Annotated in this window: 17 protein-coding genes; all 17 read right to left on the minus strand. The window is 43.1% G+C overall.

Annotated features, from left to right (window positions below):
• The coding region (locus tag CH74_RS18085; protein ID WP_156181319.1) for a GDP-mannose 4,6-dehydratase at nucleotides 1-600 on the minus strand (600 nt) is incomplete at its 3' end.
• 85 nt (nucleotides 601-685) lie between these two features.
• A complete protein-coding gene (locus CH74_RS18090) occupies nucleotides 686-1,483 on the minus strand; it encodes a formyl transferase (protein WP_082140263.1) in 798 nt (265 codons plus the stop codon).
• Entirely contained in the window at nucleotides 1,464-2,468 is a 1,005-nt protein-coding gene (locus CH74_RS03135) for a polysaccharide deacetylase family protein (RefSeq protein ID WP_048306033.1), read from the minus strand. The genes CH74_RS18090 and CH74_RS03135 overlap by 20 nt, the downstream gene beginning before the upstream one ends.
• A 127-nt stretch (nucleotides 2,469-2,595) precedes the next feature.
• On the minus strand, nucleotides 2,596-4,425 hold the full coding sequence (locus CH74_RS03140) for an ABC transporter ATP-binding protein (RefSeq protein ID WP_048306034.1): 1,830 nt from the start codon (nucleotides 4,423-4,425) through the stop codon (nucleotides 2,596-2,598).
• 77 nt (nucleotides 4,426-4,502) lie between these two features.
• Nucleotides 4,503-5,486 (minus strand): D-2-hydroxyacid dehydrogenase, encoded by a 984-nt coding sequence (locus CH74_RS03145; protein ID WP_048306035.1) that lies wholly within the window; start codon nucleotides 5,484-5,486, stop codon nucleotides 4,503-4,505.
• On the minus strand, nucleotides 5,479-6,318 hold the full coding sequence (locus tag CH74_RS03150; protein ID WP_048306036.1) for an aldolase/citrate lyase family protein: 840 nt from the start codon (nucleotides 6,316-6,318) through the stop codon (nucleotides 5,479-5,481). The genes CH74_RS03145 and CH74_RS03150 overlap by 8 nt, the downstream gene beginning before the upstream one ends.
• Nucleotides 6,319-6,333: 15 nt before the next feature.
• The gene (locus CH74_RS18095) at nucleotides 6,334-6,978 is read right to left on the minus strand and encodes a sugar transferase (protein ID WP_082140264.1); all 645 of its coding nucleotides are present in this window, start codon (nucleotides 6,976-6,978) and stop codon (nucleotides 6,334-6,336) included.
• Nucleotides 6,950-8,086, minus strand: a complete 1,137-nt coding sequence (locus CH74_RS18100) for a glycosyltransferase family 4 protein (RefSeq protein ID WP_216594702.1) — start codon at nucleotides 8,084-8,086, stop codon at nucleotides 6,950-6,952. The genes CH74_RS18095 and CH74_RS18100 overlap by 29 nt, the downstream gene beginning before the upstream one ends.
• Nucleotides 8,087-8,088: 2 nt before the next feature.
• Complete coding sequence (locus CH74_RS18545; protein WP_156181321.1) at nucleotides 8,089-9,324, minus strand: hypothetical protein; 1,236 nt, start codon at nucleotides 9,322-9,324, stop codon at nucleotides 8,089-8,091.
• A 38-nt stretch (nucleotides 9,325-9,362) separates the two neighbouring features.
• Nucleotides 9,363-10,451, minus strand: coding sequence for a glycosyltransferase (locus CH74_RS18105; protein WP_156181323.1), 1,089 nt, complete (start codon nucleotides 10,449-10,451; stop codon nucleotides 9,363-9,365).
• Between the two features lie 107 nt (nucleotides 10,452-10,558).
• On the minus strand, nucleotides 10,559-11,422 hold the full coding sequence (locus CH74_RS03160; protein WP_048306038.1) for a glycosyltransferase family 2 protein: 864 nt from the start codon (nucleotides 11,420-11,422) through the stop codon (nucleotides 10,559-10,561).
• Between the two features lie 66 nt (nucleotides 11,423-11,488).
• A complete protein-coding gene (locus tag CH74_RS18110; protein WP_082140266.1) occupies nucleotides 11,489-12,469 on the minus strand; it encodes a glycosyltransferase family A protein in 981 nt (326 codons plus the stop codon).
• Nucleotides 12,470-12,579: 110 nt separating this feature from the next.
• Entirely contained in the window at nucleotides 12,580-14,787 is a 2,208-nt protein-coding gene (locus CH74_RS03165) for a polysaccharide biosynthesis tyrosine autokinase (RefSeq protein WP_048306039.1), read from the minus strand.
• Nucleotides 14,788-14,818: 31 nt separating this feature from the next.
• Nucleotides 14,819-15,274: a low molecular weight protein-tyrosine-phosphatase gene (locus CH74_RS18115; protein WP_082140267.1), complete on the minus strand. Its 456-nt coding sequence runs from the start codon at nucleotides 15,272-15,274 to the stop codon at nucleotides 14,819-14,821.
• Nucleotides 15,275-15,279: 5 nt separating this feature from the next.
• Complete coding sequence (locus CH74_RS03175) at nucleotides 15,280-16,401, minus strand: polysaccharide export protein (RefSeq protein ID WP_253272919.1); 1,122 nt, start codon at nucleotides 16,399-16,401, stop codon at nucleotides 15,280-15,282.
• Nucleotides 16,402-17,190: 789 nt separating this feature from the next.
• Entirely contained in the window at nucleotides 17,191-17,874 is a 684-nt protein-coding gene (locus tag CH74_RS03180) for a hypothetical protein (protein WP_156181325.1), read from the minus strand.
• Between the two features lie 48 nt (nucleotides 17,875-17,922).
• Nucleotides 17,923-23,568 (minus strand): malectin domain-containing carbohydrate-binding protein, encoded by a 5,646-nt coding sequence (locus tag CH74_RS03185; protein ID WP_048306043.1) that lies wholly within the window; start codon nucleotides 23,566-23,568, stop codon nucleotides 17,923-17,925.
• Between the last annotated feature and the right edge of the window lie 111 nt (nucleotides 23,569-23,679).

A 23,679-nucleotide genomic window follows, 5' to 3' on the forward strand; every position in this document is an offset into this window, starting at 1 on the left:
TTTTTTGTTCTGTAATGCTTGAACAATGAAATTGCTGACTACTCTTCCATCGTTTGGATCCATTCTTGGACCATAGGTATTGAAAATACGAGCTATTCTTATATCAACTTTGTGTTGACGGTGATAATCAGAAAACAAGGTTTCAGCACAACGTTTACCTTCATCATAACAGCTTCTTACGCCAATTGGATTTACTTTACCCCAATATGTTTCAGGCTGAGGATGTATTTCTGGGTCCCCGTAAACCTCGCTTGTTGATGCCTGCAATATTCGCGCTTTAGTTCTTTTAGCAAGACCTAGCATATTGATAGCGCCATGAACACTTGTCTTCGTTGTCTGGACAGGATCAAACTGATAATGAATGGGACTTGCCGGGCATGCTAAGTTGTAAATTTGGTCTATTTCTGCAAAAAGCGGGAAGGTTATATCGTGACGCATGAATTCAAAATAAGGGTTATTTAGCAAATGTGCAATATTTTCTTTTTTACCTGTAAATAAGTTGTCTACGCAGAGCACATCATTGCCAGTTTCCAGTAATTTCTCACATAAGTGAGAACCCAAGAAGCCTGCGCCGCCAGTAACTAGAATACGTTTTTTCATTTGTTTTCCCTGCAAAGTAAGAAGCAATAAAAACTTATTTTAATTAATTTTAAAAAACTGTTATTTAGAACTGAATTTGATTAATCTATTTAATACCTTTTTTTTTCCAGTTTTTAATATATTCAAATAACGTTGGATGCGACCAAATAGAGGAGTCCAAATTACTGGTCTTAGCTTCTAAACGATTATATATAACGTCGTAAAGAGATCTGCTAATTAAAGGTATGGCCATTCCTATTTGATGTAACGGATATGTAGTAAACGTGTCATTTTCCGATATTTCCCCCCTTGCCTGATACAAAATCCCTCCTGTATCAATACCCTCATCTATTAAATGTACAGTTACACCAAAGTTATTTTTGTCATTATTGGCTAAAGCCCAGTATCCACCGTGGGAACCACGATATTTGGGAGTAATACCTACATGAGTATTGATGATTGGACATTTTATATTTTCTATTATTGATAAAGGCAGTATACCAGTACCATTAACAAGCACTGCGTCTGGTTGCACTGCCTGTATGTAATTTACTATTTTTGGATCTTTTACACTACGAACGCTTTTTTTGTTTTCTATATTTGGAAAAGTATCATCTAGGTCATATTTTTTTTTCGCAGCGGCAATCATTTTTTTACTTGTTTTTTTAATATAAAATTTTTCGAATGCCATAAATAAAATTTGACCAATTACAGCTTTCATCCCTAAACGATTAATTCTATTTTTTATTAATTTTAACTTCTTATTAAACTTGTCAACTGAGCTATGTGACTCCTCAAATATAACTAGTTCGATATCAACATCATCTTTTATTCCATTAAAAACATAAAACGATGAAGCACTGCAAGAACACAACATAACAACTTTAGGACGCTTTTTTTCCATACGAATTGCCTTTACTCTTCTCACACAACTCACTCATATTTAAAGAATTCATATCATAGCTACTATTCAGGTTAGAATAATACTTCAAAATAGATTCTAAAAATTCAATGTTTTCATGTAGATTTACTCCAAAATTATGCGGATGAAACCATAAATGATAAATTTCACCTTTTTTTGCTGCGTTTTTCATGCTTCTTTTTATTCTTTGCAGACGGATAGATTCCAAAAATTTTAATTTTTCACTGACCGGTCTAAGGAACCTACTTGACCTTATATCAATTGGCGATGCTTTATCATCGTTTTTTTCAATTTTATATGTATTATGACCTGACAAGTTGATATAGGAATCAAGAAGTCTGGCAGCACGACGAGATCGCTTTTTGGACTCTTTATTATGGTCAGCCTTGTATATCCAACTTTTTTCAGTTCCCCTATAAGAAGTTATGCCTAAATCTGAAAGTAAGTTTAAGTAATTTTCATTGAACTGATTACGTGGGAAAACAAGGCTTTTTGTCTCAATATTGTACTGCGACGCAATTTTTATAGCTGACGAAATATCCTCCTTGAATTCTTCATCAGACTGACCATCTTCGAGACAATAATAATGACAATAAGTGTGCGTTGCTACTTCTTGTCCCGCATACCTGGATATCTTTTTTATGAGATCCGGAGCAAAATGCATCTCATCTTCTAAAAAACCATTTTCTTCTAAATATAAATATGGCGATAAATTCTTATCTGTATAAGAGGGTTTTTTTGTAGGACTATAAAGAAGTGCTTGCTGCTTATTCTCAGCAAATAAAATTCCTACGGTTGCCCACGTAGCGTGCACGTTATATTTTTCTAGTAAATCAAGTATTGCAGGGATTGCTTTCCAAACCCCTAAAATATTTTCTCGATAATCGTTAATTCCTTTCTTGTCTCTAACACCCCAATAAAGTTCAAAATCTAGTGATATAACGAAAGTTCCCTTCTCAGAATTCATCAAAGCCTCCTATAACAAATTCATATAATAAGTTTAAATTATATGTGTAATTGCTATCTACTTTATGCATTTGTAAAAGTATTTTATCCTGCTAAACATTAACATTCATAAACATCTAACTATGAAATTATACTCTATTAGCCATTTTCTTAAAAATTTTGTTATTTTCCGCTAGTTCATCATAAGTTCCACTATCAATAACTTTTCCAGCTTCCATAAGAAATATCAGATCACACTGTTTTACAGTCGATAATCGATGAGCAATTATAATTACCGTTTTTTTGCCCACAAATTCATAGATTGCATCCATTATCATTTTTTCTGATATATTATCTAAGGCGCTTGTAGCTTCATCGAAAACAAGAACTTCTGCGTCATGGTAAAGAGCACGAGCAATACCAATTCGTTGCCTTTGACCACCTGACAACTGGACGCCTCGCTCGCCTACCTTAGTATCAAGTCCTTGTGGCAATTGACTAACTAACTCATCTAGATGTGCTAACTTTACTGCCCTGTTTAAATCTTTTTCATTGATATCTTGCTCTTCTATGCCAAAAGCAATATTTTCTTTGATACTATTATCGGATAAGAAAATCGATTGTGGTACAAAACCTAGTGAGTTTTGCCATTCCCTGACTTTTTTATGAACATCATCACTTAAAGTTAGCGATATATTATCAATCAGCAACTCACCTTTAGATGGTGCTATTAGTCCGAGAAGAATATCGATTATTGTCGACTTTCCTGATCCAGAAGAACCAACTATACCAATTGTCTTTTTTGCAGGAATCAACATACTTACTTCATTAAGTGCTGGATCTACTTTACCAGGATATGTGAATGATACGTTTTTTATTAGTATATTTTCTTTAACTGACAATTTTCGAGTTTCTTTTCCAAGCTGAAATTTTTGGTTTTCTATTTCAACCGTTCTTTTATAACTTTCTTTTAAATCTGAACGAATTGCCTCAAAAGCCGCCATGTTGCCTTTCACATATGAAAAAGAACTATATATTTGTTGAAATGAAGGCAGCATTTTAAAACCAGCTAATGCGTAAACTGCCAAAACAGGAAGAATATCACCAAGGTCACCTCCATAAACTTTCAGCAAATAAAGAATTAGTAACATGACACTACCAAACGCCACTAATTCCATTGCATAACGAGGAGCTTGAGAAAGGGCTTGATTGACACCTTGGCTCCTTGCAAACCTTTTGCTTGCATCCGAAAATCGTTCAGAAAAGATATTCTGTCTTCCCAGTAAAAGAATATCTTTTATACCACCAAAGCCCTCACCCATTAGCTTAAATCTTTTTGTTTGCATCTCTGAAATCGTTTTTCCATTGCGCATCAAAGGTATTCTTACAAAACGGTAAAGTAGAAAATAGGCTACAGCAAATATAAATGCACCGGCTAATGCGACTTTAGGGTTATAAATGAAAATTGCTGTCATCATTAGTCCCGTCAAAACACTTTTAGCACTCATTTGCAGAAGTGGTTGAATTATTCTATCGGTAACCCGTGATGTCTCTTGCGCAATTTGTTTTGTCAAGGTTGCACTTGAACCTGACGAATGAAATAACCAAGGTTGAAATAAGTAGTGCTGAAAAAGCCGTTCTCCTATTTGTGCTCCAACTTGTTGTGCATATATAAATAAATTCCACATGGTGAAAATGGAAAAAATGTTACCTATCATTAAAACGAGTAATACTAATACGCCCATCCAAAACAAGAAGTTTTCATGAGATTGAAATCCTGTGGCAGTATAAATATTTCCCCAAAATCCATCCCCATTGAGAACGGACATATCTGCAACTACTGCCATAAAAGGCCCAATGGAAAGCACACCCGCAATTTCAGCAAAAGACATCAAAATGACTAGTATTTGCAAACGTAAGAGTTTACTTCGCTGTTTAGGTGTGAGCAAATTATAAAGTTCTTTTACTGTCTTGAACATCGGGTTTAGCCTTTATTTGAATACCTGTAATTTTAAATTAGCTTTTATTTTCAAAAACGCTAAAACTAAAAAACGATCTAATACCTTCTTTCAACACTGACCCTAGTTAATAAAACACCACTCTTTTTAAGCTCATTTAAATTTTCAGAGAATATCTTAATAGCTCTTTCAAGATAAAAAGGTGTAGTTCCCGAGACATGTGGCGTTATTAATACATTACTTCTTTGCCATAGCTTTGAATCTGAAGAAAGTGGTTGTTTTTCGAAAACATCTAATGCCGCCCCACGCAGCTTCTTACTATCGAGTGCATTGATAATAGAGTCTTCATTTACAATTCCTCCCCTTGAGATGTCAATCAAGACACAGCCGGGTTTAACTGTATTCAAAAATTTTTCATCTACCAGTTGTCTGGTATCATCTGTAAGAGGTAAACAAACTACTATATAGTCTGAATCATATATGATTTCTTCAACTTGTTCGAGGGGAACAATTTTATCTATACCATTGCGAGCTTTTGGTTTTCGTTGAACACCAACAATTTTCATGCCGAAAGCATTTGCTTTTTCTGCAACGGCTTTACCTACATGGCCTAATCCTAAAATTGCCAACTTTTTTCCAGTTAGCTCTTCTAGCCATTCACGCTCCCATGTCTTGTCTTGACCTTTTTCGTTAAACCGGTCAAATTGTTTTGCAAAATAAAGCATGGCACCTAATGCATATTCACTCATAGGTGCACTATTAACTCCGCTGCTTTTTGTTAGAATAATATTTTCTTTATCAAAATCCATTTTCCAAATTTTCTCTACTCCAGCAGATAGAAAGTGTATCCACTGACAACCTTCTACTTTTTCTAAGGCTGAAGGAAGCCAATCTAACGTTGGTGTAACTATAATATCAATGTTTGTTCCTTCAACAATATCTTCAGTTTTACTAGCAAAGTAGATCTTGAAATCTATAGATGAATTTTGCTTTATATATTTTTCTACCTGACCCCGCTGCTGTTTCAAAACTTCAGGTTTTTGCATGAATAAAATATTTAGCTTTCGAGAAAAGTCAATCATCACTCCATTTCCCTTTAGCAATTTCAAAAACCTTTCTTTCTAAGCGTTGTCTATTATTTTCTAAAGTAGAATAATTACTTTTTTGTAATAACTCTTCTTCTTTTCGAAGTTTTTTTAACTCCTCTTCAAGATCTATTTTGTCAACTAGCTCTTCCAATCTTTGTGCATTCCCATGAAATGCCCGTGAAAGAATAGCCCATTTCGAACCAAGTCTTACATGCTCGCTGAGCACATATTCCGAAGGCAATTCTCCGTGACCTATACGCGCGATTCCACCGAAGCCAAAATCAATTTTGCGGTTTATAAGCAATTTCGTTCCAAGCTCAAAAGTTCTTGCAGCGAGAGGTTCAAATAAGTAGTTTAGTTTCATATCTAAAGCTAGATCATTTAAGCCAAAATACACTTCATCTCGTGGACCTAAATTATCTACATAAGTAGACAACCTACTCACCGCTTGAATTGTTTCAGCTAATAAAGTTACTGGAACACGTTCATTTACTAGTTCTAAGAATTTGCGTATTTCTTCTGGACGACGGAACATTGGAAGCATGAGTCGCTGTGCACCGTTCTCTATAGCGCCGTCTATTTCATAAGCCGAATTATTGTTCATCGGATTTATTCGAACCATAAGCTCTGCTTGCTTCAAGACGTCTGCTATGGTCGCTACATCATCAAGAGTATGTGAAGCATTATGTGCAGAAAGGTGTTTTTGTCGCTCATACTTACCAAGAGATTCCATATCTACAAATATACGTTGGACACCACATGCTTCTGCATGCTTGGCTATGGCAGGATTTGCGGTAATCAGCATCCAACTCAAATTACGAATCATTAAAATTTTCCTATATTAGTCTTGCCCATCCTGAGTTTTCATTCTATCTCGATACGCTCGCCAATTTTCTGACTCGCCACCATATATTCCTGAACCTCTTATTACGACTAATATTGTTCTCAGTATTATATTCAAATCATAATAAAAATTTCTTTTTTCCACGTATTCTTTATCTGCTTGTAACTGATCAATCCAACCTAAGCTACGTCGTCCTCGAATTTGTGCAAGCCCTGTTAATCCTGGCAACACCTGAAATCTCTTTTCGAACGCTGAAGGTACAACCTCTAGTTGCTCAGGTATTATTGGTCTTGGGCCTACTATACTCATATCTCCCAGCAAAATGTTCCATAATTGAGGAAGTTCATCAAGACTGGTACTTCTCAAGAACCTTCCTGAACGCGTTATTCGAGGATCTTTATTTCCAGTAATAACACGCTCATTCACTTGATCAATGTGACTAGATGAACGATCAATCATAGTTCTCATTTTAAAGACTTGAAAGAATATACGATCCTTACCAACTCTGCTCTGAGTAAAAAAAACGGGACCTTTACTGTCAAACCGAATCCAAATAGCCATTATTAATATCAAAGGCGAAAACATCAGCAGCGCTATACTGCTTACTGCAATATCAAATAGGCGCTTTATTGAAACTTTCATTACTTTTCATCGCCTCCAAGATTATTTTATTAACTTTATGTACATCGTACTTTTCTACCGCTATTTTCCTGGATGCATCTGACATGGTCGTTACCAGCTTCGGATCTTTCAAAAATATTTCCATCGCGTTCTTTAATGGATCTACTTTTCCTGGTGGTACTAAAAAACCATTAAAACCATCAATAACTGTTTCACGACAACCGGGTGCATCACTAGTAATAATAGCCCTACCTACACTCATTGCTTCTAGAACGGAGCGTGGCGTGCCTTCACGATATGAAGGTAATACAAATACTGTACATTTAGCCAACCAAGGGCGAACATCTTTAACCGCGTCAAAAAAATCAACAGCCGAGTTGTTTTTCCACTTTTCAAACTGTGTTGATTCTACTGAATGGGGTAAAGAAGAATCATAAGGACCCACTGCAACAAAGCGTGTATTAGGATAGTTTTCTTTAACATTTGTAGCTGCTTCAACAAATTCAGCAATACCTTTTTCTGTAAGGATTCTTCCTATGAATAAGAAAGTTGGCGTTCCTTTAGGTAGCGGCTGCTGTGCAAATTGTTGAGTGTCTACTCCTGAGCCATTAATCCTTACGATTTTTTCTTTATCACGGACAATACCGAGCTTAGTAAAGTCATTTACATCGTCTGGATTTTGAAAAAAGACTAGATCGCTACATGAAACACCTACTCGATATAATTTAGTGACTAGCCAACGGATAATTCTAGTACGCAATGAATATGTAGTGAAAACATGTCCCAGCCCAGTGATCATTGAATAAACTTTTGGAACTTTAGCAACTCTTGCTGAAATCGAACCATATATTACGGGCTTAATCGTATAGCTAAAAACAACCTTGGGTTTGCACTGCTTTATTATACTTAGCAAAGCAAAGATGGCACGTAAATCACTTATTGGATTAATACCGGTACGTCCGATATCAAATGGAAATATTTTTATCCCAAGATTTTCTACTTCAGCTAAGTAATCCCTAGTAGGTACAGCCGCTGCGACATCAAGATTTGATTCCAGCATTTCGCGTATCAAATCGCCTCGGTTAGCGATTAGTGAGCGAGCATTACCGGCAACAAAAAGTACATCCACGCTCATCTCCTAAGTTTTAACTTAATAGTATCGAAAGAAGCAGCTGCAAGTATGATAAATAGCGCTGTAAATTTGGTTTTGTGGCGTATACCAGTGCCTATATTGGAAACTCCAATTGAAAAGACAAATATAAGACTTATCAATATCAGTAGCAGCGCTAAACATTCTTGCTTGTTGCGTATATTTTTCCAACCTTTAAAAATTCGCCATGTTAAAAACATAAGCAAAAAAGACGACACTAATCCTAAAACATGCCTAGCACTTTTTATATCCCATGGAAACGGTGCATATAAAAAGTAGGCTACTTTTGCAGGAATCAACCATGGCTGTGTTATAGGGTTACCAGTAGCTATTACTGCTGGATATGCTGAGCCACCATCAGGTACACCTAAAAATCTTGACTCTATCTGTTCTGAAATTGCTGCACCTTCTTCTGTTCCTATCGACATCCCTTTTCCTAAACTTACTCCGCCTCCAGCAACGGCTAACCCTACTGATAGAAGTAAAATCGAGAATGAAAGTATTAACTTACTAAAATAATGTTTAGTAATTCTACTACCATTGAAAAGCTGTGGAATTGATTTTACTAAAATGTATAACGAGTAGGCTCCTACACCTAAAATAGCTGCTACCCAACCAGGATGAATTAATGTTGCTAACGCGAAAAAGAAAAGGCATATATATATACCTAATACCGATTCTTCTCGTAGCCAAACAACAAAATAATATAATCCAATTAAAAACAATAAGATAGATGCTTCTTCTCGCATCGCTACCGCAGAGTTGATCGCAGAAAAAGGATAAATAGCGAGAATAAATACGGCCCATTGCGCTGGCCTCACACCCCAAATTTTGTAGGTAATAGCTCCAGTCAGCCCAACGATTGAAACACCAGCTACCAAATTTATAGCTGGAAGTATCATTTTGTGAAATCCAAATACTTTAAAAATTAGGGCACCTACAACTGAATAATTGTAGGATCTAGACGTACTGAACTCATCAAGAATATTTGGAAAGCTAAGTTCTGACCAAAGTCTGGCCTGCCTTATGAACATTGCCGCATCGTCGGCACTTCCAGGAAGTATATAGATCTCATAATGGTTGATTAGAAGTAAAAAACAACGAAAGCCCAAGGCTAATAGTAGTAGTAGAAACAATTTTTTGTACTTAATTCCAAACAAACAAACTATACAAAAAGATAACAAATAAACAAAAGTTAAGAAGAGAAAAGTCGTCACAGAACACCTCAAATACCTTAGTACTTATTATTAGCGCTCTACGCAGATTGAGAACCGTATATAAACCAGTCCTTGACTCGAGAAACCCAGTTGTAGTTATCGAAAGATTTTTCTGCATTCTTGGAACAGATTTCAAGCGCTTCAGAACCCTCGATGAAATCAACTATTAACTTTCTTGCTTCTAACGGATTGTAAAAATCAACAGTAATACCAACGCCATAACGTTTTATTTCATCTGAATAACCTGGCATTTTTTGCTGACCAACAATTGGTCGTCCATTAATCATATAATCATACAGTTTTAATGGACTTCCAGGACTCACACGGTTATCTGCAACTGGGAGCAGACAGGCGTCCGCACATTTGATTAGCTCAGCGCAGCCTATGTCATCCAGTGGTGCAAAATTTATTACTAAAGCATCAGGATCCATTTCTCTAGTAACTTTACCTCCAGCACAAATAATTTTTATATTATCGTTATTTTTATTAAACTCTCTCTGCAAATCAATTAATAAATCTACGCCGCGCCATTTACTAGTTGATCCAACAAAAACTAAGTATTTAACATTAGCGTCTAATAAATATTTTTTTATTGCCAATTTTTTGCTGATTGACACTACTGCGTCAGGGCTTCCTCCATTATACGACACTATGTCATTCTCATTTCCCCATCCCTCTTTAACGAAATGTTCTTTTAGCATTGGGTTATTGTAAATTCGCACATCCGACATTTTATTGACAATAAATGAATAGTAAAATATCAATTTCAAGTACATTTTAACTAACTTTGGTTTTTCCAGTAAGGTTAATTCTTCGAAAGGTCCGCAGTGGATTTCTCTCATAGTAAGAATGCCCAATAGTTTGGCTAATGGTACTGAAAAGAGACCGACATCACCACGACTAATGTAATAATCGATTTTTTTGTTTTTTATTAAAATCGTTAAAAAACAACGTAATTCGCACATTATGCCCGTAAAGAGCCTTGAAAAGCGTTTTCCTATTGTTCCTGGAACAACAATAGTTACGTTATCACCTATCTCTTTTAACGCTTCTATTTTATGTCTCGTTGCACGGTTTTTCCCTGTTGGTATACTAGTATCAAAAGGGCAACAATATAAGATATTCAAGATACGTCCTCGTGCTTTTAGTAAACGTTAGCCAAGTAATTATGTGTTTAATTCATAAAAGCGTAACGCTTCGGCAATTGAATTTTTTAATGAATTAACTTGTATTTTTATCTCACACTTTTCTTATTCAATACTACTACCTTATATAGCTCTTCTATTTGAATTTTCTTTATCAACAAAATTATTTTTATAACTTGCAGTTTTTCCCTTAGCGCGAATTTTTTCGATCTCATTACTTTTGTAAGTCTTACAACTGGAGGCGACAACGTTATCAATATTGCTTTGCTCCCTTTTTTTTTGTTCTTACCTATGCGGCCTCCTATGCGTCTTTCTGCCTTACCTGAAATCTGACTCATACAATCTCTTGCGGGGTGCATCACAATTGATTCAGGAACATATATAAACTTGTAACCTGACTCGTTTGCGCGAGAACAAAATTCATGATCTCCGCCTGAAAAGTTCGATTCATCAAATCCACAAAGCTCTCTGAAAGTCGAATTTTTGACTACAAGATTAGCTGTAACCGACTTTTTTTTCTTTGCATATGATTTTTGATCTATGCCAAGAATCATATCGTACATTTCAAAAGTATTAGGCTTGTCTTTTACTTTTGGATAGAGAATAACATTGCCAGCAATAAGATCTGCTTCGGGATCATTTTCAGAGACAGACTTTATGGTTGCCAACCAATTCTTGTCTGGAACGCAATCTGAATCTACGAAAGCTATATAGTCTCCTTTAGCGATTCTAGCTCCTGTATTTCGAGCCGCATAGGATCCTTCTTTTTTACATTCTAGAACTTTTAAATCTAGCTTTCTTGTCTGTAACGAAGGCAGCTCTTCAAAGCTATCATTATTCACTACAATAATTTCAAAGTCGCTTCTTTCAAAAGTCTGATTCGCTATTGCATCAATGCACTTTCTCAGTCTTTCTAAATCTTTGTAAACTGGAATCACAATAGATATAAACATGGTTTAAAACGTCCCTGGCCACAAAGAAATAGCTTTTCATGTTAACGATTTCTAATAGAGCCATACTTACTCAGTTTTTACCCGCCATGTAGGTTTAAAGAGTCTAGTTAAACGTGTTGCGTTTTCTCTTTGGTGACCATACATCGCTCTTATGAATAAATTGATACTTTTAACTTTTATCGAACATATCAATATCGTTTTAAAATCTATTTTCTCATTTATGGACTTGGACAATCGCGTATATTTTGAAGAATACATTGCCGCTCTTTCTAAAATTAGTCTTTTTGTAGTTGGCAATTTAGGCTTAAATGTCAAGCAAAGATCTACTAAAGACAGCATAATTACATAACAGCCGTATGCCTTTTTTTTACTTTTCGGAGTCGTCATAAATGACATAGGACGAACTCTTCTGTAGAACAGCACTTGGTCCTGAACACATACGCGCTCAGCTGCCAATATCAATGGATACAGTATCTCTTCATCTTCATGGGAAGATTTTTTGAATTTTAAGTTATTTGCTGACCATAAGCTACGCTTACTTATATAAAGGCAAGGTTGAGACGAGACTCTTCCATGCTTAGAAAACATGCTTAGCGCTTCTTCTCCACTTACATTTTCCGCTTCAAACCCCCGTGAGTAATCGGGGAAAAAATCTGTTTTATAGCCTGGTGTGAAAAAGCTTTTTCCTGCGAAAAAGAGGATATCCGGAAAATTACTTTTTTGTAGCTTATGGTTAACCCTCCTCACAAATTCGTCATGAAGAATGTCATCTGAATCAAAAAAGTAAATATAGTCCCCAGATGATGCAGCCATTCCAATATTCCGGGCATTACCCTGGCCACCATTCGCAATAGAAATTATTTTTATATTTTTTGCATTATTATAATTTTTAAGAATTTCAGAAGTTCCATCATTACTGCCGTCGTCAACAATAATAATTTCATGAAAACCACTGTCTTGGACAAGTAGGGAACGAAGAGATTCTTCTATATAGTCTTTTACATTATAAGCAGGGACTATAACACTAATTTTAATATTAGCCATCATGCTACCTATTTTCCAGCTGCGTATATTTCTGTAGTTTTTATGTATTTTTAAATATTTGAATGTATTAAATTTCAGCAAAAATATTCAAAACGAGATTTTGTGAATGTCCTTTACTTGTAAGAATAGTTGTAATAACCATAACCGTAACTAGTTGCAGCTTTGCGCTCCATTGCATTAAGAATACAGCCTTTTACCCTTACTCCAGATGTTTCAAGGCGACGTAGCGCTATTCTTATCTCTCGCGGCGGGTTCAGCTCATACCGAGCCATCATCAAGGTAGTACCTACGAGTTTTCCAATGACTGCAGCATCAGTAACAGCAAGTATGGGCGGAGTATCGATGATAACCAAATCGTACTCTTCACTAACTTGCTCGATCATCTTCGTGAAGCTACGCTGCATCAGCAATTCCGATGGATTCGGAGGGGCAATGCCACGTGACATGTAATACAGTCCTGATAGACCACCATTGCGCACGGCGTGCTGTATATCAAGCTTCCCCGATAGCACTTCTGAGAGTCCTGCTTCAGAGCGATCATTGAAAGCCATATGAACACCGCCTTTACGCATGTCTCCATCGATCAACAATACTCTTTGACCCGCTTGAGCGCATACTGCAGCGAGGTTGATACTAACAAAACTTTTTCCTATCCCCGGACTAGGACCAGTAATCATAATGCAGTTGTTATGGGCATCTAACATGGCAAAATGCAAACTAGTGCGTAGACCTCGCAATGCCTCGACCGAAATGTCAGTCGGATTTATTTTAGCCAGCATTCCACCGATAACTTGTTTCCCGACTTGATCGCCGTGGTGTCTAATTCTTTTGATAAGCTTTGTTTGGTCTTCCGATAATGGCACTGTTGCATAGACAGGTAATCCCAATTCTTCGAGTTGTTCAGGGCTTTCGACTCCGCGATTGAGAAGTCCTCGTACTATTACGAAACCAAGTGCCAAGATGAGGCCAATAATGGTTGCTAACAACACGATCACTATCGTTTTGGGCTCGATGGGACTTGGATTGACTAAGGCAGAATCTATGATACGAACATTGCCTACCGTACCAGCTTTGGCGATGTTCAACTCCTGCATGCGGTTTAGCAGCTGTACATAAATCTGTTGGGTTACTTCTACATCGCGTGTCATACGTAGTATTTGCTGCTGTGTTTCGGGTAAGCCTCCAGTACGCTCTTCTAGATTTTCTTGCTCGCGCTTAAGCTGAGCCTTTTTTTCAAGCAAAGCTGCATACACTGGATGGTTGGGTGTGAAACGCCGGGATAATTCGGCCTCCTGCAGCTGTAACTCATTGAGCCGACCTTCGATATCAACCATACCTGTCAACATATTTTGAGTTTCAAGGGTTAGATCGACACTATCTTGTTCAGCACGATATTGATTGAGCCTATTTTCTGCGTCTAACAGTTGCTGACGTACGTTTGGCATCTGTTTTTCAAGAAATTCAAGGCTTTTTTCTGCTTCAGCGGCTTGGCGAGCGATGTTTTGCGCTAAATAAACTTCAGTAATAGCATCTAGCGAGGCACTAACCTGATCACGATCGGTTCCTGTTAGCATCAATTGCAAGATTCCGGTCTCAATACCCTTTTGTAATACAACGAATCTTGATTTCAAAGAACCGATAGTGTCTTGACGGCTGCGCTTGAGTAGGGTGAATTGCGCTCCGGGAGGAGCTTGAATGTCACCAACACGAAGCTCGATCCATGGGTTGTCGATTTCCAACACTTTGCCCATCTGGCCGGTTCCTAACGTATCTCCTTCACTGTCAAGAATTTGATAGCGATTCTCAGGAAGGACTTCAAGTGTAAACGGTTGTCCCACTAGCTCAGGAGCTACACTGAGTGATTCAACTTTAATACTTTCGCCGCCCCAAATTTCTGGACGTCCTTCGGCAAGGTCGGGGCGTTGAATGCCATAGCGTATCAATGCATCGCCTAAAATTGGCGGTGTGACGGGACGAACGACAGTATCAAGATTCACTTGATACGCTGCTTGGCCCAAGATGAGTCGGGATGCCAGAATTTCCATTTGGGCAGCGGACGCAGGTTCTTCTTCGCCAAGCAACCTTGCTAGATCAGAGTTATTGCCACTAGTGGCCGTCTTCTCGACCTGCACTAGAGCGTCTCCCTGGTAAACCGGCGTGACCAGTAGCGCATAAACTAGTCCGGCCAGCATGAATAAGATGGTAAAGATTAATATTTTCCACTTGTTGTCTATGAGCAACCCGAACAAGCGGCCCAGATCGATGGTTTCATCGTTCTGGTTAGTGCTCCTTGTCGTAGGAGGTTGTTGTTCTTGAGACATGGTATTTCCTGGGGCGAGGCTGGTCATAGGGTCAATCCCTAAGCTTTGTGTGCCAAGTATCTGCAGCACGAGTCAAAATTTGATGAACGTGGACGTAAGCTTCACGACTTTTACGGTAAGGATCGGGAATGGAATATCCATGAGCCCCTCCATCCGGCAACCAACGGCCAAACAACATGGTTTTGCCTGTGGCTGCCGGAGAGAGTTCGCCGATCTTGCGACGCTGACCTTCGCTCATTACCAATATAAGATCCGCGAGCTCGATCATGTCGCGATGGATCTGTCTTGCGCGATGCCCATCAAGATTCAGTCCAGCGGTTTCCGCCAGTTCCTTGGATAGAGGAGCTGCTTCATGACCTTCAAGCTCACCTACAGCAATCCCCGCAGATTCGATTTGCCGTTTTGGGAACCGAGCCCTCATGAGGGCTTCGGCTACCGGACTACGGCAAATATTGGCGGTACAAACCACTAGAATAGAATCAAACATAGGCTTTATAGATCACCGACTTCATTACCAACACCGGCAATATCACCCGGCAGTGTGACTGATGGGAGTAGCAGGCTGATGACCTTGTTCCAACGTGCCAGCGGTGCTGTGGTGACATACACGACATCCCGTGGCTCGAGAGGGAAATATGAACCCATGTTCAATGCCACCGCGTTGCTGATATCGAGTTGGTAGACCGTAGCTATTTTTTCGTCGCCTGCAGGCTTGGCACGGATGACGAAGATACCGGATGGTTCTGCACGGAATTCATCTACACCTCCAGCACGAGCCAGTGCATCAGTGAGAGAAAGCCGCTCGTTGCCTACTTGAATGTTACCCGGCTTTAGCACCTGGCCAAGAACTGCCACATTCTGATTTTCTAGAGTGGAAACGTGAAGGACGTCGCCCGGCTGGACCAGAAAGTTTTGAGAAAGATCACCCTCTTTGAGCATGGCGAACAAGGACAATGAGCGTTCGTCACCGTTGCGGTTCAACGTTACGTTCCGCCAGTTAGCCATTTCATTCATTCCCCCTACTTTGCTGATGACGTCCAGCACAGTCATGGGCACGTTGGAAACAGGAACCACGCCTGGCGTCGCAACGGCTCCCGTTACGTAAACTTTCTTGGATAGAAAAGCCGCCATGCTGACTTCGACCTGGGGATCGGTAATGAAATTAGAAAGGCGACTGGCGAGGATGCGTCGTATCTGATCGACGGTCTTGCCTTCAACATTTACCCGGCCAACATAGGGATAATAGATAGTGCCATCGGCTTGTACGACGGTGCCTGCCTCGGTAGCGCTTCGCTCTGCACCAGCCGGAATGGTTAATTCAGGATGATCGTAAACGATGATCGTTAGAACATCACCCGGACCTATTTGGTACTCGTAGGAATCGATTTCACCGCTCAACTCCTCTGACATCCCCGTTGCACCGGTTGCATCAACTTGTTCACGGTAGGTTGCTATCAGGTTGGGAGTGATCTGCTGAATTTCCACACGATCGTCCAGAGGAGGCGCGTCGGCTTCATAATCGATGTGTCCTCCGGGTGCCATGGAACATCCAGCCAGTACACTCGCTGACAGCAATGCTGTGGCCAGACTCCAGGTACGCATTGTTTTTTTCATCATAGATTCCACTATTCAGAGCTAAGATTCATGAATCAGGGAAAGCTAAATTTGCACTTCCAAGTAGAAAGTACAAAACGTAGCTCTCGGAAACTGTGGGTTTTCTTTACCCACGCTACCGCCCGAGAGATTTTATGGCGTTTCTCCCAAGCCACTGCTTTTGTACCCGTATCGTCCACGAAAGCGTAACGGGTTGTTTACAAAACTGCAAACCTTCAATACACAATATTACTGTTTCAGTGAGTGGGTGCATAACCTTTTTTTCTAGTCACATGGCTATTAGGAAAACAGTGCTTTCATCTGATCGAAAAATTAAATTCTTAGTAAAATAAAGGAGCGCGTTGATACAAGAAGTTATTAATATTCATGCAACGACAGAAACTAAAATATTAACAAAATTTAGAATATAAAATAAAATCAACATTTTAGGTTAACTTATAGTTCATAGCAGTACCACTTTGTCCTGAAACATCCCATGCGCACGCCATATACTTCGCATCAACCTAAACACTGACTTTTAATTTCAAAGTGACAATATGTTTTTTGTCGAAAAAAAAACTTTTTATGGCTAGTTAAAATAGTAAAAAAGAATTAGAAATGTTACTTGATGTTTGCACAATTCTTACTAAAAAGCGGGCTTGGCCGCATTAGCCAAGCCCGCTTCCTTGTATTGCCGCTTTCTGACGGTTTTTTACCAGTTCCGCAGCTTGCATATTGGAAGGGTTGTTGTTCTGTCACGAGAAACCAATCTCTCTGGACCAAAGCTCTCCCAACAGCATGATCTACTTATCAAAACAGGTAGATCGGCTCGCTTACACCTCCCAGGGCGAATGCTTCGGCCGTTGCGGGATCTTCGATAACCGCCGCCACGAAGCCGACTGGTAATGCGTCACTACCCTCGAAGCTAGCTGTACCGTTCTGGAACTCGTTGTAGTCGAATTTGGCAGAAACGTCAGCGAAGCCATTGCCATCCAACTGTACGTCGGCGAACTGAAACTCCATGGCGTTGTTGGCGGGGAAAGCATTATCTTCCAGCCGTTCCTCCACGATGCTTGCGATACCGCCTTCCTTGTTGACAACCGGTTGATGCCCCTTCGTCATGACGACCCGCACCCACTCGTTCGCAGGGCCCGATACTTCCACGGTTGGGGCTTCCTCGAAGGTTCCATCTTCTCCGCGAGCCACATTGGTGACAGTGAGCTTCACCTCGGCATTTTGTCTCGGAGCCTGAGTTACCAGCGCCTGGGCACCGGATTGACTGCCATCCGCCATCAACTGCGCATGAGCAACACTACCGTCGGTGAAGGCAATATAGACCTTCGAGCCAATCAGCTCGGCGCCGGAAATGCCGCCTACGTCCCACTTTGGGTTCGTCCCCGTGTCGACGCCTGTTTCACCTCGCTTATCCATACCGGCGATCGAATTAGTCCATGTCCGCACTGAAACCGACGGTTTCACCATTGTTGAAGCCATCCTCCTGCGTGGCGGAAAACTTGACCATCGCGCCTTTGAAGCCGCCATTCACCGAGTCGTTTTTCGGTTCCGAATCGGTTCCCGGTTGGAGGTAGTGCTCGTACTCCGAGGCTGGATCACTCCGCTTGCACCGGCACTGTCGATAGTCAGAGGTTTGAATATGGAGTCACCACCCTTGCCATCCGAATCAAACACGCTGTCATCGTAGAGCGCCGAGCTTACGTCGAAATAGACCGCTGCAATCTTCTTGTCACCGGTATTGGTGATCTGGAAAGAATTAGCGTCGTAGTTCGATTTCTGAACACCTCCTCCTGGGGTGATCGTAATCGTGGCGGAGCCGACTGCTCCATCGCCATATGACTCGGAGGCCTCCAGGTTGGCATTGGCAAACGCCTGTTTTACCGCACTTGGTGTCGCCTCATCATTGGAAGCAGCATCGCCTTCGGAAGCAGTGACGTTCAGATACTCCCAGCTCGCTTGGAAAGAGCTCATCGTCTTGTAATCGTTGGAGGTCACGCCAACGGCGGTAGGCACGTCGGAATCGAGTAGATTCTCGAGTACCGCACTCGGCAACGTCTGTGCCTTGGCAGTAACGAAACCATCCGTTTCCTTGGCACGCAGCCCACCAAGAGCCACATCATCAGTGCCGTACAGCGTCACGATGGGCGTAACCGTTCCGGCTGCCTTGTCGATCTGCAGCGTCATTTCCACGTTGGCAACGTCTTTCAGGCCCTGACTCTTGTCTACCAGCAGATCCTCGAGGACGTACTTGTCGTCGATGTTCTCTGGATCTTTTCCACTGCCATTGGACCAGAGCTGTACGATATTGCCCTTGTTGCCCCCCAGGGTGAGTTTGACCAGCTCATTGTTACCCTGACTGCCCGTGCCGAAAACGATACCTTGTTGCGCGTAGTTGGGTATCTGATCGCTGGACAGACCTTGAGCCTCCAGAGCCGCCGGGAAGGCATTGGAAAAGCGGGTTGCGATCTCTACCAGCGCCTGAGATGCATCACTCAGATCGACGTTCTTGATAAAGTCATTGGCGCTTGCACTCTTGGAGATATCGCCGTCGGAAGTATTGATCACCAGCTTACCATTCTCGACGCTGGTCACTACCGCCCCATCATCGATACCGCCGAGCAGGCCATCGAAGCCGCCTTCTTCCAGCGGATTGCCCGCGGTCTCGAAGTCCAGTTCGAACATCGAGACGTACTCGACATCATTTCCCGTATCGGTACCGCCTCCCGTATCGGACTCGCTGAAGTCAATATCGAAGCTGGTTTCATAGGATGGCGTCCCGTTGCCGACGCTGTCCTGATAGCTCCCCGCGTTGACACCTACTTTGAAGGCGCCCTCGGGCCAGGCATTGGTTGCCTGGGGTGGGGTGATGACATAGGTGATGGTAGCGCTCTTGCCATCAGCGCTGACAGTGATGGGGTTATCTTCCGCAAGAGCGACCGAGGCCGGCTCGATGCCGGTGAAGACAAGTTCATTCCCCTGGATAGCGTCCACATCGATGCCCTTGTCATCATTCAGGGTTACCTTTACCTGCAAACTGCTATCACTGTCGGTCGCTTCTTCGACCTGAATAGAATCGACTTGAGGCGCCACGTCAACGGCCGGGGGCGGTGTCGTATCCGTTGCCGAATTGAGCCCCAGCTGCTTGATCTCGATGGCGTTGATCTTGGGATTCTGGGCACCGTGCTTGAATGCCAGATTGATGACATCGTCCTGAGCGGTGAACGTATAGGTACGAGACAGCCCGTATCCCAATAGTTCATCCTGAGAGGCTTCGGAACCCAGAGCCTGCTTGGCCTCTGCCAGCGGGTTAATGCCAGAGAAGATGTCGGGCACATTGCCATCCACCGCGACATCGAAGGAGCGACCCCCGGCGTCATTGAAGATGCCATCCCAGTTTTCGGTGTAGTACAAAGTGATCGAGTAGGTACCACCGGAGGTTACCGGGAAGCCATACTCCAGCATCTGCTCATCGTTGGTATTGTCGCTACGCTCATTCGTGTAAAGCTGCCAGGGCACGATATCGTCACCAAGACCCGAGAGATCGATTTCGCTCTGCTCGTCAGTCGCCTTGCCACTGTAGGTATTCTTTGTATTGCCCAGCAGATATTCGAATCCGGTGGTCTTGTCACCGAGCCAATCCGGCCCGCCATCGATGGCGGCAACATCGTCACCCCCGGCGTTGATGCGATACAGCACGCGCTCTTCAGAGTAGGTGATACGGGTACCCTGATTTGTCAGCTCGATATTGAAGACACTGGCGCCATCGCTTGGGTCGAAGTCCTTGAACTGATCACCCGTCAGGCTGATCGTAGCGGTCTGCTTGCTGGAAGGATCGGTAAATACCAGCTTGACCACACCATTCTCCACACGGTAGCTGACATCCTTTCCAGTCAAATAGCTATCAAGGATCTGGATATCGTCTTCCGGTTGGAAATCCTCTACAACGCTGCCATCGATGGTGGCAAAGGAACCACGCACGCTGTCTGCGCCATCGCCGCCGATGAAGGTATTGTCACCGGAACCAGCGATCAAGATATTGTCGCCAGCGTTACCAATGACCGTGAAGTTCGCATCGGAACCGCTACCGTCGAAGTTTTCGACGTTGTCTGCTAGGGGCGCCAGAACCTCATCGCTACCGGTATAGACAATGGTGTCGATACCATCGGTACCCTCGACGCCAACGTCTTCGCCAGTGGTGCCCACCTGGATCGCGTTACCCCGCGCTTCGATTTCAAGGTTGTAGAAGTCGATTGCGGCGAGGCCTTTTTCACTTGCCGCATCCAAGGCAGAGGTTTCCGCAAGGAAGCCGACCGCTGCACCAGAGGGTAGCGTCGTGTCGCCATCGGTGATGGTATGGTTGCCAGTGAGAATGTCCTGCAGCACGCCGGGCGGCAAGGAGAAACCATTGAGATCGATTGAGTTGATCTTGTCGTTACCCAGACGATAGCCTGCCTCGACTTCAAAACCGTTGGCGGTATTCACCGCAAGCTGAAGTCCAAGGGTACTGACGCTACCGTCGGTCAACTGTGGCACCGCGACCCGAGCCAACGTGGTGTAGGTATCCTCGACTTCATAACCCACTTCGAAACCCGCGGCGAGTTCACCATCGATGACCATGGTGCCAAATACCAGGCGCAGAAAGTTTTCTTGGGTGCCATCGCCGAGCATGACGCCAGTGAGTTGACCACTTACCAGGCTCTCGCCGGAGGGCATCCAGTTCTTGATCTTGGAGTTGATCACCAGGCTTTCAACATCATCGCCAGGATTGATGCCGACATGCATGGCGTCCCGGGCGCTATTGTCACTTCCTACCACGGTACCGCCGACGACCTTCTTGATCTGGAAGATCGGGGCATTTCCGCCGGGAATGATATTTCCACCAAGATCGTAAAGTCCATCTTCCAGCTGATCCGCTTCGAAATTCTCTTCTTCCGTCTTGGCGTCACGGTTGGGGGTCTTGCCATCCAGGGCGGCACCCATCAGGCCGGTGTCGTTGATAGTTCCGGGATAGGGGCTCTTGGTAGGATCGAAGTCGAGCACGATACGCTCGCCGGCGGCAAGATCCAGGCCATTGTCCGCGTCAAACTCAAAGGGATCGTTGATATGATCGACACCGTCCTGGTCACGATCGGTGGAGTTGACGACAATGCTGCCGGCCAGGGGTACCTTGCCGTTGTCAGGCTGAAGTATTTCGATTGCCGGGCCACCCTGTTTGAAGATCGTCGCCCATACCGAGCCCTGGAAGGCCTTTTGCCCATTAAATGCAGCAAGATTGTCACCGATGGAAGCAAGCCCTAGCGGTGCACCGCCAATATCCACCACATCGCGTTCCGCTGCCAGGCTTGGCCCTTTCCCCCCTTCCTTGGAATTCATCAAGCCGTTTTCATCGCGGCCCATGATAGTCAAGTTGCCTTGACCGAGACTCGCAGCGAAAATCGCCCCGGACATTTTCATTCCACTATCGGCGTCGTCGAAGATCGTCGAAGTGTATTCGGTCAGACCGTTAATGGAGCCTTTGCCGGAGTCGATGGCGCCATCGGTGTAGCCCCCCTCAAGATAGTTACCTTCGATGGGATTGAGTTTGGCCACCACCGAATCGAAGTCCTTGGGCATGCCGCTCTTACCCAATACTTCTTTGCCGTTGATTTCAGAGGGCGCGCTGGAATAATCGCTGACAAGGTAGGCGCCGCCATCCTTAGTGATGTAGTACTGCTCGCCTGGCGTTACAGCAATGACACGACCGGTCAAATCGCCAGTATTTACATTGTCATATTCTTTTTCGACAACCTTCAAAAAAGCCATGACGACATCATAGTCGCTGCTGTTCTCACCGCTTTTGTCGACGTCAGAAAGCATCAAATAGGAGTTTTCCACACCATCTTCAGGGGTAAAGAGCAGCCCGGACTGTCCGCCGCTGGCGCGAGTGGGATTGGGGTGGCCACCGTATACTAGCGTGAGTGTTTCGCCGCTATCCGGATCTGTCCACTCATAGGTAGCCGCGCCACCTTTTCCAGCGGAAAGCTCACGACCCTTTAGATCGTCGGAGCGGGTGATCTCATGGAACTGGTCATAGTTCTTGGGATCCCAATCTTTTTCCAGAGTGATGCTATCGCCACTATTGCCGTCACCATTATTGAGGTTGGTGGCGATGAAATTGACCAACTGCTCATTGTCGGTATATTTTCCACTTTCACCAGCTTCACCGACCGGGCGTCCACCCCAGCTGTTGTTGGCGCCGTTATCGTAAGTCCAGACGCGGCCATCTTCTGTTACTTCTACATCATAAGCATTGCGGTAGCCCGCAGAGTAGATCTGAACGGGGCCGTTCAGGTCGATCTTGCCGCCATTAAGACCATCGTTGCCGCCAAAGGGGTCGTTGGCGTCATTCTCACCTTCCCGGGTAGGATCATCCAGGGTCGGCACGTCGTAGATGTATTTGCGTCCCGAATCGGCGTCGGTCAGCACTTTCATGGTTTTCAACTGGTTGAGATCGATCTCGAGAATTGCGCCGCTGTAAGCGGTTTCCTGCTGGCCGGCAAAATTATTGGAGGGCGCGCCGGTATTGGTATTACCGCCGTTGGCCACGATCAAACGCTCGCTGACCAGCTGGCCCTGCTCATTGGTCTCTTGTACGACTTCGAGGCCATTCAGGGAGTGATTCTCTTCCGAGCGGGCCAAACCGCGCACGATATCCGTGGCTTCCCAGCCCGAGGAAGTTTGGTCGATACGGGTGATGGTGCCGGAATTGGTATCCAGGTTTGAATCTTCACCATCATTGCCGGCACCAATGCGACTATCGCTTGAGGTCACATAAACGCTGACCGCAGGCTTGCCGTCGATCATCACCGGGTTGCCATCGGCGTCGTAGCGAGGCACAACGCTGATACCGGTCACCTGCCGCGCGCTACCACTGGCATCTGTGCCGTCATCATTATGATTGGTAATACCCTTGACCTGGTTTAGGGTTTCGGCACTGGTGACATAAAAAGCGTTGGTCTGATTTTCATCAGCAGGATTGGGGCTGCCAAAGGCGACGGTCAGAACCTTGACATTACCATCGACTTCGGTGACATAGAGTCGTCCATCAGGACCCCATTCCAGTGCCGTCGGTTGAGTTAGTGTTACCTTGTCGTTGAGATCAAGACCACTCCTGGAGAAATCATTTGTGACCATTTTCAAACCCTGCGTAATGTGATTATGGACTCCCAACCTCTGCGTGCTGGAAGACACCTGCTGGACGTTCGATAGTCATCATGTGTCACGCTTTACGGTAAGCACGCATTC

The organism is Halomonas sp. PR-M31 (genome assembly GCF_001039575.1).
GTDB lineage: Bacteria > Pseudomonadota > Gammaproteobacteria > Pseudomonadales > Halomonadaceae > Modicisalibacter.

Excerpts from the sequence above, each read along its gene's own strand:
- CH74_RS03135 (WP_048306033.1), bottom strand. The coding sequence starts at position 2,468 with ATGAATTCTGAGAAGGGAACTTTCGTTATATCACTAGATTTTGAACTT.
- CH74_RS03140 (WP_048306034.1), bottom strand. The coding sequence starts at position 4,425 with ATGTTCAAGACAGTAAAAGAACTTTATAATTTGCTCACACCTAAACAG.
- CH74_RS03150 (WP_048306036.1), bottom strand. The coding sequence starts at position 6,318 with ATGATTCGTAATTTGAGTTGGATGCTGATTACCGCAAATCCTGCCATA.
- CH74_RS03145 (WP_048306035.1), bottom strand. The coding sequence starts at position 5,486 with ATGATTGACTTTTCTCGAAAGCTAAATATTTTATTCATGCAAAAACCT.
- CH74_RS03175 (WP_253272919.1), bottom strand. The coding sequence starts at position 16,401 with ATGAAAAAAACAATGCGTACCTGGAGTCTGGCCACAGCATTGCTGTCA.
- CH74_RS18095 (WP_082140264.1), bottom strand. The coding sequence starts at position 6,978 with ATGAAAGTTTCAATAAAGCGCCTATTTGATATTGCAGTAAGCAGTATA.
- CH74_RS03185 (WP_048306043.1), bottom strand. The coding sequence starts at position 23,568 with ATGGTCACAAATGATTTCTCCAGGAGTGGTCTTGATCTCAACGACAAG.
- CH74_RS18115 (WP_082140267.1), bottom strand. The coding sequence starts at position 15,274 with ATGTTTGATTCTATTCTAGTGGTTTGTACCGCCAATATTTGCCGTAGT.
- CH74_RS03180 (WP_156181325.1), bottom strand. The coding sequence starts at position 17,874 with ATGGCTTCAACAATGGTGAAACCGTCGGTTTCAGTGCGGACATGGACT.
- CH74_RS18110 (WP_082140266.1), bottom strand. The coding sequence starts at position 12,469 with ATGATGGCTAATATTAAAATTAGTGTTATAGTCCCTGCTTATAATGTA.
- CH74_RS03165 (WP_048306039.1), bottom strand. The coding sequence starts at position 14,787 with ATGTCTCAAGAACAACAACCTCCTACGACAAGGAGCACTAACCAGAAC.
- CH74_RS18090 (WP_082140263.1), bottom strand. The coding sequence starts at position 1,483 with ATGGAAAAAAAGCGTCCTAAAGTTGTTATGTTGTGTTCTTGCAGTGCT.
- CH74_RS03160 (WP_048306038.1), bottom strand. The coding sequence starts at position 11,422 with ATGTTTATATCTATTGTGATTCCAGTTTACAAAGATTTAGAAAGACTG.